A 9,151-nucleotide genomic window follows, 5' to 3' on the forward strand; every position below is an offset into this window, starting at 1 on the left:
ACCCGCCGTACTGCCGCAACTCCTCCACCGTGAGGTCCTGCCACTGCTCGGCCGCGTACGCCGCCGCCTCGGACTCGAAGCGCTGCTGACTGCGCGTCCATCGGTAGAGGACTACCCCAGGCTCTTGGGTCTTCCACTCCAGGCGCCAGATGTATTGCCCTCGCGCAAAGCGCACCAGGATATCACCCTGGAAGTCCGCGCCGCCCGTGAAGCGGCTGCCGGTCAGGAGGGCCCGGTTCAGTGCGGCCAGGTAGGCCCGCGCCTCTTCGCGTCCCTCCAGAAGACCCTGCTCGTGCCAGGGTTTGATCTCGAAGAGCACTCGGCGTGTGATGTCAGTGATGTCCGGACACAATTTGCGCTCGTCCGGCAGCAGGAGAGACGCCTTTCCGATGCCTGCTCTAGCAATGATGAAGTTGATAGGTGTGGTGTTGTAGTAGGCCCGACTCGTTGGGTAATTGACCCCGTACATATAGGCAATCAACCGGTGGGAGGCGCCACCGAGGAAGAGTTCCCAGGGCATGCGCGAGTCCAGATTGCGGCCGGGGACGTTGTAGCCCTGAACCGCCGGTCCGGAAGGCTCCCCACCCGCCACCGTACTGGTGGGCTCTCCCACCAGCGTCGGTCCTCCACTCATCGCCGCCAAGGTGCGCGGGGACGGGGCGGGAACCAGCGGCGAGCGGAAGCGTGACGCCTCCGGGTGCCACAGCGGCGACGGCCCGCCGGGGGTGGTGGCGCAGCCGGCCAGCAGCGCCACGCACACCAGAATCGCTCCGTACCGTGTGCTCCGGGAGATGGACGGACTCCAAACAAGGGCACTCATGGCAACTCCCGCTCCAACTCGTGTAGCAGGAAGCAGTAGAACCCGAGGGACGTGGCATGACCATGTCCGCCCCGGTGAGGTTCCACGCTCCCTCCCGCTCGCTGCCGTTGGGTTGGTGGCCACATGTGCCGTCGCTTCTGGACGTCCAGAAGTGAGAGCCCCTCGTGGGTCATTTCGGCGGGAGGCGCACGGCGCGAGTGTGGCTGCCTGTCATCCGCTATAGGGCCGTCGTGGGTTGGCTCGCGAGGCCGTTGAGCGGCCCATGCCTGCTCGTTCCAGTGAGACAACCTCTCAGTCCCGGTGGCGGGGCAGCCGCACCGAGAAGGTGGTGCCCTCCTCGGCCGAGGAGCGCACGTCGAGCGTGCCGCCGTGGCCGAGGACGATCTTCCGGGTGATGAAGAGGCCCAGGCCCAGGCTGCCCCGGCCCGCCCCGGCCTCTGGCCCCTGGCGGTAGGGCTCGAAGAGGACCGGCAGCAGCTCGGCGGGGATGGGGGCGCCCTCGTTGTGGACCGCGAGCAGGACGCTCTCGCCCTCGCCCCGGGTGGAGACCTGGACGGGCGTGTCCTCGGGGCTGTGCTGGAGGGCGTTGCCCACCAGGTTGGTGACGACCTGGGCCAGCCGGCCCGCGTCCCAGGCGCCCCGGCCATCGCCGCTGGCCTGGAAGTCGATGCGCCGCTCGGGCCAGGCCAGCCGCACCTCGTCCACCAGTCGCTGCACGTGCTCGTGGAAGTCCAGGGGCCGGCGGTGGATGGGGATGCTCCCCATGCGCGCCTGGGTGAAGTCGAGCAGGTCGCGGATCATCCCGCTGGCCCGCTCCGCCGCCGCGTGGATGCGGCTGGCCGCCTTCAGGGTGCGCTCGTCCACGTCCTCGCGCCGCAGCACGGTGGTGGCCGACAGGGAGATGGCGTTGAGGGGGTTGCGCAGGTCATGGCTGACGATGGCCACCACGTCCTCGCGCACCCGGACGGCCTCCTGCGCCTGCTGGTAGAGCAGCGCGTTGTCGATGGCCACGGCGGCGCGGTCGGCCAGGCCCTTGGCCACCTCCAGGTCCACCGCCACCGAGGTGGCGTGGCTGCGCGTCCAGACGAGGTTGATGATGCCGAGCTTCCGGCCCCGGGCCACCAGGGGCACGATGATGGCCGACTTCGGGCCGAGCTGATCCAGCAGGGCCCGGTGCTCCGCGTCGCGGGCGGCGGCATCCAGCCACTCCGGGGTGGTCTCCACGGCCACGGCCTCCCCGCGCTCCAGGGCGAGGATGAGGGGGCTCTGGCTTCCCATCCGAGGCGGGTAGGGCATGGCCCGGAGGATGAGCTCCTCGCGCGCCGGGTCGCGGTCCGCCACCACCTGCCGGTGCAACTGTCCGTCCTCGCCCAGCAGGTCCACGATGCAGTAGTCGGCCAGGTGCGTCACCGCCAGGGTGGCGAGCTTCCTCAAGGTGCTGGGCACGTCGAGCGACTGGGACAGCAGCGTGCCCGCCTCGATGAAGAAGGCCTGCGTCTGCTCGGCGCGCTTGCGCACGGAGATGTCGCGCACCAGGCCCGTGAAGAGCCGCCCCTGGGGGAGCAGCAGCTCGCTGACGGCGAGCTCCATCGGGAAGACGCTCCCGTCCTTGCGCCGTCCCCGCACCTCGCGCCCGATGCCGATGACCTTGCGCACGCCGGTGCGCAGGTAGTTGGCCATGTAGCCATCGTGCTCGGCCTGGTAGGGCGCGGGCATGAGCATGCTGATGTTGCGACCGATGACCTCCTCGGGCGTGTAGCCGAAGACGCGCTGCGTGGCCGGGTTGACGCCCTGGATGACGCCCCGCTCGTCGATGGTGATGATGCTGTCCACCGCCGTCTCCAGGATGGCCTGTAGCCGCTGGGTCGTCTCGCGCAGGGCCTGCTCGGCGCGCTTGCGCTTGGAGATGTCGCGGGTGACGTCGGAGAAGCCGCGCAGCACGCCGTGCTCGTCCCGCAGGGCGGTGACGACGGCGTCCGCCCAGAAGCGCTGGCCGTCCTTGCGCACCCGCAGCCCCTCCGAGCGGCAGTGGCCGTGGGTGGCCGCCGCCTGGAGGCACCGCTCGGGCCACCCCCGCGCCATGTCCTCGGGCGTGTAGAAGAGGGAGAAGGGCTGGCCGAGCACCTCCTCGGCCCGGTAGCCCTTGATGCGCTCGGCGCCCGTGTTCCAGCTGATGACCCGGCCCTCCGGGTCGAGCATGTAGATGGCGTAGTCCTCCACCGTCTCCACCAGCAGGCGGAAGCGCTCCTCGCTCTCGCGCAGCAACCGGGTGCGCTCGGCCTCGGCCTGCGTGTGCAGGGTGATGTCCGTGGAGATGCCCCCGAGCGCCGTGGGCTGGCCCTCGGCTCCCACCAGGGGAAACTTCACCGACAGGAAGGTGCGCGGGCCCGTGGGGGTGTCCACCACCTCCTCGAACGCGCAGGTGCGGCCAGCCAGCACCTGGGCGTCGTTGGCCCACAGGGTGTCGACCAGCTCCTGGGGGAAGAAGGCACTGTCGTCCCGGCCCACCATCTCCTCGAGCGAGCGCCCCATGAGCTGCTGGTGGTGGCGGTTGCTGAAGAGGTAGCGGCCCTGGGTGTCCTTGGCGTAGATGGAGGTGGGCGCCTGCTCCAGCAGGGCCCGGAGCCGCTCCTCACCCCGTTGCGAGGCCGCGTCGCGCTGGCGGGTGTACTCGGCCACGCCCTCGGCGATGCTGGTGGTGATGAAGGCCGTCAGCGCGCGCACCTCCCCGAGCGTGACGCGCACGCCCGTCTCCTCCACCAGGTCGAGGATGCACTCGCGCAGCGCGTGGTACTCGCGCACCAGCGACCGGACGTCGAAGCCGACGCGCAGGCGCTGGCCCCCGTGCTCCCGGGCCACGGGGCTCCAGTCGGGCACCGAGGCGTCCCCGCGGGCCTCCTGCCGGTGCAGCACCGCGGCCATCTGCCACAGGTAGTCGCCGATGTGGTCCTCCAACTCCACCTGCGTCAGGCCCTCGGGCGCGAGCCCCTCGCGCAGCCGCTCGGTCCAGCGGTCGACGATCTCCTCGTGCCGCGTCTCCAGCACCTCCGCCAGGGTGTGGGGCGAGGACTCCGTCATGTGGGTATCGGAGCTCACCAGGGGGCTCCCTGGCCCGGAGGCCCCAGCGACGGCTCCCCGGTGGCCCGCGAGGCCTCTTGCCCCTCCGTGAGGGCGCGGGGGCTCGCCTCCTGTTCCTCCCAGGGAGGTGCTGCGCGGGTGCCACGGACAGGAGGATGTGGGCTCATGAGGAAGAGGACTCTTGCGTCACGTCATGCGTGGAACCGCCCGGGTCACCCGGCAAGCGTGAGGGGACGAAGCGTTGTCCACCAGGGGACGGTTCGAGCCCACTGCCTCCCTGTTCCAGGGTCTTCCCCTCTCCAGCGAAGAGCGGGCCAACGCAGCGCGTAAGAGCGCACGGGCCCCTGGGAAGATGGGTCCTTCGAAGGCGGGGGGCAGTAAGTTCTTCCGATTTTTGACTGTATAAACGTCAGTTCCGTCGAGGGGCGATCGGCCAAGTATTCAACCTGACAGATGATCGGATTGGTCCGGTTCGTGCAATTCGCCGCGCCCAGCATGAGGCGTCCCGAGAGTCTCACCACCTACAGCGTGGAAGTCAGTCCAACCGCCTGGAAGCAGCTGGCCCATCTCCCGTTGGAGACGTACCAGCGCATCCGCGAGGCGCTGGACGGCACCGCGGCCCGGTTGAGGACGCCGACCCCGCTTCCCCTGCCACGCAAGGTGGCTCCGCCCGTCATCACCCGCTCCATCGAGCTGGAGGGCTACCTCGCGCTCTATGAGGTGGACATGGAGCGCAGGCGGCTCACGCTGCGCGAGGTCGTGCGCCACTCCTTGAGAGGGCCGTAGGCCCCGCGGGGTGTCTCGCCCGGCTGTCCTCCAGCCGGGCGGCCTTCATGACCCCTGGGCAGGCAGACGGGGGAGGGGGCCCAGACGGGGTGCCGGATTCGCGGGTGCCGAACGTTCCCTCTCTGCCCATATGATCAAACACGGAACCCCTGGAGGGGAACAGGCGCCTGTCCACCTCGGTGTCTTCATTCGGGAGAACCGCGTCCAACTTCTGGAGGACTGGGAGCGCGCGGTGCGCCGCCAGCCCTACGCCCGGGAGCTCTCGCACCCGCGGCTCCTCGATCACCTGCCAGACCTGCTCGAGCGGATCGCCGCCGTCGTGGAGACGAGCCACTCGGGGGGGGCGCGGACGCTCGAGGACGTCCCCGAGGTCCACGCGCTGGAGCGGCTGGACTCGGGCTTCGACCTGGACGAGGTGGCCGAGGAGTACGCCCTGCTGCGCACCTGCATCCTCCAGCGCTATGGCGAGCACCTCGAGGTGTCCGGCGCGACGTCCCTGGCGGTGGCGATGGGCGAGGTGGTGCGCTTCAACCGGACGTTCGACGAGGCGGTGGGCGCGGCCGTCTCCCGCTACGCCCGGGCACGCGAGCGCACGCTGGTGGCGTTGGATCGCATCTCCGAGGCGGCGCTCGGCACGGAGGACCTGGACACCTTCCTGCCGAAGCTGCTGCGCGTGATGTTGGAGACCACCGAGGCGGTGGACTCCGTCACCCTGCTGCTGCGCGAGGAGGACACGCTGCGGGAGCGCGCCTCGGTGGGGCTGGAGGAGGCCGGCTCCGGCTCCCACCTGAAAGTGGGGGAGGGCTTCTCCGGGAAGGTCGCCGCGGAGCGTCGCCCGCTGGAGGTGCGCTCGGCGGCCACGGATCCCCTGGTGAGGAGCCCGGCCCTGCGCGCCCGGGGCACCCGCGCCCTCTATGGCGTACCGCTGCTGCACGGCGGCGAGCTCATCGGCGTGGCGCATATGGGCAGCCGCACGGCCTTCGAGTTCTCCAACGAGGACAAGCTGCTGTTCCGGGCCATGGTGAGCCGGGCCACGGGCCTCATCATCCAGACGCAGCTCGCGGCCGGCGAGCGCGCGGCACGGGAGGAAGCCGAGCGGGCGCTGGCGCTGGTGAATGCGCTGGTGGGGGCCGCTCCGGCGGGCCTGGCGCTGCTGGATGACGGGCTGCGCTACGTGCGCATCAACGAGGCGCTGGCGGCCGCCAACGGCCAGCCCGTGGAGGCCCATCTCGGGAAGACCATGGCCGAGGTGCTTCCGGACCGGGCGCCGCTCGTCGAGCCCCTCTTTCGCCGGGTGCTGGAGACGGGCGAGGCGTCCCGGGGCAACGAGTTCAGCTTGGCCCCCGCCCACGAGCCGGAGGTCCTCCACCACTGGGTGGGGGACTACTTCCCGGTGCGTGCGCGGGACGGGCGGGTGCTCGGGGTGGGGGGCGTCATCATGGACATCACCGAGCGCAAGCAGCAGGAGGCGCGGCTGCGCCAGACGGCGGAGTTCCGCGAGCGCTTCCTGGGGGTCGTCTCGCACGACCTGCGCAACCCCCTCAACGCCATCCTGCTGTCGGCCAACGCGCTGCTGCGCACCGAGGGCATTCCCGCGAGCCACACGAAGATGGTGCGCCGCATCGTCACCAGCGGCGAGCGCATGGTGCGGATGATTGGCGAGCTGCTCGACTTCACGCGGGGGCGGCTGGGGGGCGGCATCCCCATCCATCCCCAGCCGGCCAACCTCCGCCACCTCTGCCGCCATGTGGTGGAGGAGCTGGAGATCAGCCACCCCGGGCGGGAGCTGCGGCTGAAGGCGGACGGCCACTTCCTGGGCGCGTGGGATCCGGATCGCCTCACCCAGCTGCTGGGCAACCTGGGCAAGAACGCGCTCGACTACAGCCCCTCGGACACGCCCGTGGACTTCACGCTCCAGGACGAGGGCGACACCGTGTGCGTGGAGATCCACAACGAGGGCCCGCCCATTCCGTGCGCGCTGCTGGCGGGCATCTTCGAGCCCTTCCGGCGGGCGGTGGAGGGGGACGGACATCCGACCTCCGGCCTGGGACTGGGGCTCTACATCGTCGAGCAGATCGCCCGGGCCCACGGCGGCACCGTCGCGGTGCGCTCCACCGAGGAGGAGGGGACCACCTTCACCCTCCAATTGCCTCGGCACGCGAGGGGCTTCGTGGAGGCAGGCGGGAGCCATGCCGCCCCTGCGCCGGGGGCTCCTCTCCTCTAGCGCCTGGGCTGGCTTGCCTCGACCGCTCACGAATGCCGGGGCACGTCCTCCGGAAAGATGCCCCACTCGAGCAGGCCGGCGTTCTCCCGCTCAGGCGAGGCCTCCGCCTCCGTGCGTGCGACCAGGAGTTCGCGCGCCGCCTGCTCCGGGCCATAGGGCTTGCGCCGCGGGGCCCGCAGGCACGCCTGGAGGTCGGCTTGAAACTCCGCCGCTGTCGCGTACCGCTCGGCGGGGTCGCGACGCAGGGCCTGGTGGAGGAGGGCCCTCACGGGCGCTGACACGTCTCGCATGGCGGCCTCCACGTGCTCGGGGTGGAAGGAGGCGGCGAGCCGGGCCATCTCCCCGACCGGCGCCCAGCTCGGCAACTCCGAGCTCGCCCCGGCCCGCGTCTTGAGCGTGCGCCGCGCCTCACGGGCCGCTTGCTCCACCGCTTCCAGGTCGTAGAGGCTCGAGCCCGTCAACAGCTCCAGCAACACCACACCCAGCGAGAAGATGTCCGCCCGCGCATCCACGACGCCTTTGTCTCGCCTGAGCAAGCGTTCCGGCGCGGCGTAGTCTATCTCTCCCCGGACGAGCCCCTTCGGTGTCCGCAGGCGCCCGGGGAGCAGCGAGTACGCCGAGGCGAAGTCCGTCAGCTTCACCCCTCCATTGCGTCCGACACGGATGCAGCCCGGGTTCACGGAGCGGTGGAGGAGGCCCAGCGCTCGGCCCTCCTCATCCCTCGCGGTGTGTGCGCAGTGCAGCGCCCCGGCCACCTCACTGGCGACGTAGAGGGAGAACGACTCGCTCATCCTCCTGCCGCGCAGCAGCCCCAGGTTGATGATGGTGTCCAGGTTGCAGCCCTCGACATGCTCCTTGAGGAGGAAGGCCTTCCCCTCGGACTCGTGCAGTCCGTAGACGCGCGCGATGGCCGGGTGCGCGAGGAGCGAGACGAGGCGCGCTTCCTCCGCCAGACGCAGGTGCGCCGGGCGGGGTGCGCGGGAAGGCAGCATGTCCACCTCCATCAACTCCCCCACGCGTTGGCAGGTGCGCGGGCGGACCAGGTAGCGCAGCAGCCCGTGCGGCCTGCGGTCCATGCGCCAGACAACCAGGAAGTCGGTGTCCTCGTTGGAGAAGAGGACCCGGCCCGTGGCCTCCTTGCCCTGCGCGGTCTGCTTCCGGGGATGGGTATGGGAATCCATGCGCGGCAACCCTCCTGCCTTCGGTGGATGACGGCCCGCCTCCGCCATTGGGAGAGGGCGGGGCCGTGTGAAGGTGGAGCGGAGATTACCCCGGGAGTTCAATGCTCCGTAAGGACCCGAAGGGTTACCAGCAGCCACTTTCGCGCTGTAAATCGGGCGGGCCCTGCAAAGGCGTTTACAAGGGGTAGAGAGGCGGTTTTGTTAGAATCTTCAATCCACATCCAGGCTCCAAGTGCCCTCATTCCAATGTTTCAACGCCTGAGATGCCACAAAGGGGATCATCCCTTCTCCCTTGGCGGCCTCCTCCAACACGGGTTTGGCTTGCGCGGGTCTGTCGCTGAGCAAGCAGACTGCCGCATTGACTCGCACATCCATACGCGAATGCGTCAACAGCGCCGCGAGAGCATCCCGCCCCGCCTCGCCGTGGTCGCGTAACTTCTTGTAAGCGGCAATATAGCGCTTCGCATACTTGTTCCCGCCCTTGCGGTCTCCACGCCAAATCGCGTCTGTTTGTGCCGCCACGTTTCGGGCGAAATCCTCCGCGATTTCATCCAAAATCGTCACCATATCCCCTTGCCTCCAAAGGTGATGGAACGCACCCGGCCCTCCTCCCACAGCTTGAGGGTGAAGGTGTCCCGAGACTCCGCGTGCATCAACTCCGCCTCCACCACGATGCGCTGCTTCTCCGGGCCTGGGACGATGGGTCCTTGCTGCCACACCGACAGCTTGTGCCGCGCGCCGTCCTCGGACACCAGCTCCGCGCTTGCGGCCGTCCAGGGCTGGAGACTTTCGTTCTTCACCCACGGCACCACGGCCCCCAGCACCACCACTGGCTTTGTCTTGTTTTCTCCCTCCTCGCGCGGGTAGGTGGTGCGGTAGCTGATGGCCTGCCGCCACCGGAGCGCCTGTCCGTGTGGTTGGATGAAATTCTCAAGGAGAAGGAGAACCGTGAAGATTCAGCTTTCCGAACTGCGACAAGCAACCAATGTGCTGTTTGACCATCTAGAGCGAACTGGCCGCACGGAGATTGAAGTCACCGAGGACTTCTACTGGAACATCCCG

Annotated in this window: 7 protein-coding genes; 2 read left to right on the forward strand and 5 right to left on the reverse strand. The window is 69.4% G+C overall.

Annotation, left to right across the window (positions count from 1 at the left end):
• Together VF697_RS03400 and VF697_RS03405 are read right to left on the reverse strand one after the other, a co-directional pair.
• On the reverse strand, window positions 1-754 hold a 754-nt coding region (locus VF697_RS03400), incomplete at its 3' end, for a hypothetical protein (protein ID WP_331092021.1).
• A 357-nt stretch (window positions 755-1,111) separates the two neighbouring features.
• On the reverse strand, window positions 1,112-3,916 hold the full coding sequence (locus VF697_RS03405) for a PAS domain S-box protein (protein WP_331092022.1): 2,805 nt from the start codon (window positions 3,914-3,916) through the stop codon (window positions 1,112-1,114).
• A gap of 477 nt (window positions 3,917-4,393) precedes the next feature.
• On the opposite strand from VF697_RS03405, the gene VF697_RS03410 reads away from it, so the two are divergent.
• Both VF697_RS03410 and VF697_RS03415 read left to right on the forward strand, forming a co-directional pair.
• Window positions 4,394-4,684 (forward strand): hypothetical protein, encoded by a 291-nt coding sequence (locus VF697_RS03410; protein WP_331092023.1) that lies wholly within the window; start codon window positions 4,394-4,396, stop codon window positions 4,682-4,684.
• A 130-nt stretch (window positions 4,685-4,814) separates the two neighbouring features.
• Window positions 4,815-6,908 (forward strand): ATP-binding protein, encoded by a 2,094-nt coding sequence (locus VF697_RS03415; protein ID WP_331092024.1) that lies wholly within the window; start codon window positions 4,815-4,817, stop codon window positions 6,906-6,908.
• Between the two features lie 26 nt (window positions 6,909-6,934).
• Here VF697_RS03415 and VF697_RS03420 read toward each other — a convergent pair whose 3' ends face one another.
• The 3 genes from VF697_RS03420 to VF697_RS03430 all read right to left on the reverse strand — a co-directional run bounded on the left by VF697_RS03420 (window position 6,935) and on the right by VF697_RS03430 (window position 8,889).
• On the reverse strand, window positions 6,935-8,089 hold the full coding sequence (locus VF697_RS03420) for a serine/threonine-protein kinase (protein WP_331092025.1): 1,155 nt from the start codon (window positions 8,087-8,089) through the stop codon (window positions 6,935-6,937).
• A gap of 210 nt (window positions 8,090-8,299) precedes the next feature.
• Window positions 8,300-8,656 carry a hypothetical protein gene (locus VF697_RS03425; protein WP_331092026.1) on the reverse strand — a complete coding sequence of 119 codons (357 nt, stop codon included), beginning with the start codon at window positions 8,654-8,656 and terminating at the stop codon, window positions 8,300-8,302.
• Window positions 8,650-8,889: a hypothetical protein gene (locus VF697_RS03430; protein WP_414641232.1), complete on the reverse strand. Its 240-nt coding sequence runs from the start codon at window positions 8,887-8,889 to the stop codon at window positions 8,650-8,652. The genes VF697_RS03425 and VF697_RS03430 overlap by 7 nt, the downstream gene beginning before the upstream one ends.
• Between the last annotated feature and the right edge of the window lie 262 nt (window positions 8,890-9,151).

Origin of the sequence: Archangium sp., from assembly GCF_036388035.1 — a bacterium.
Classification (GTDB): domain Bacteria; phylum Myxococcota; class Myxococcia; order Myxococcales; family Myxococcaceae; genus Archangium.

Coding starts and splice junctions, on each gene's coding strand:
- VF697_RS03415 (WP_331092024.1), top strand. CDS start 4,815: ATGATCAAACACGGAACCCCTGGAGGGGAACAGGCGCCTGTCCACCTC.
- VF697_RS03425 (WP_331092026.1), bottom strand. CDS start 8,656: ATGGTGACGATTTTGGATGAAATCGCGGAGGATTTCGCCCGAAACGTG.
- VF697_RS03410 (WP_331092023.1), top strand. CDS start 4,394: ATGAGGCGTCCCGAGAGTCTCACCACCTACAGCGTGGAAGTCAGTCCA.
- VF697_RS03420 (WP_331092025.1), bottom strand. CDS start 8,089: ATGGATTCCCATACCCATCCCCGGAAGCAGACCGCGCAGGGCAAGGAG.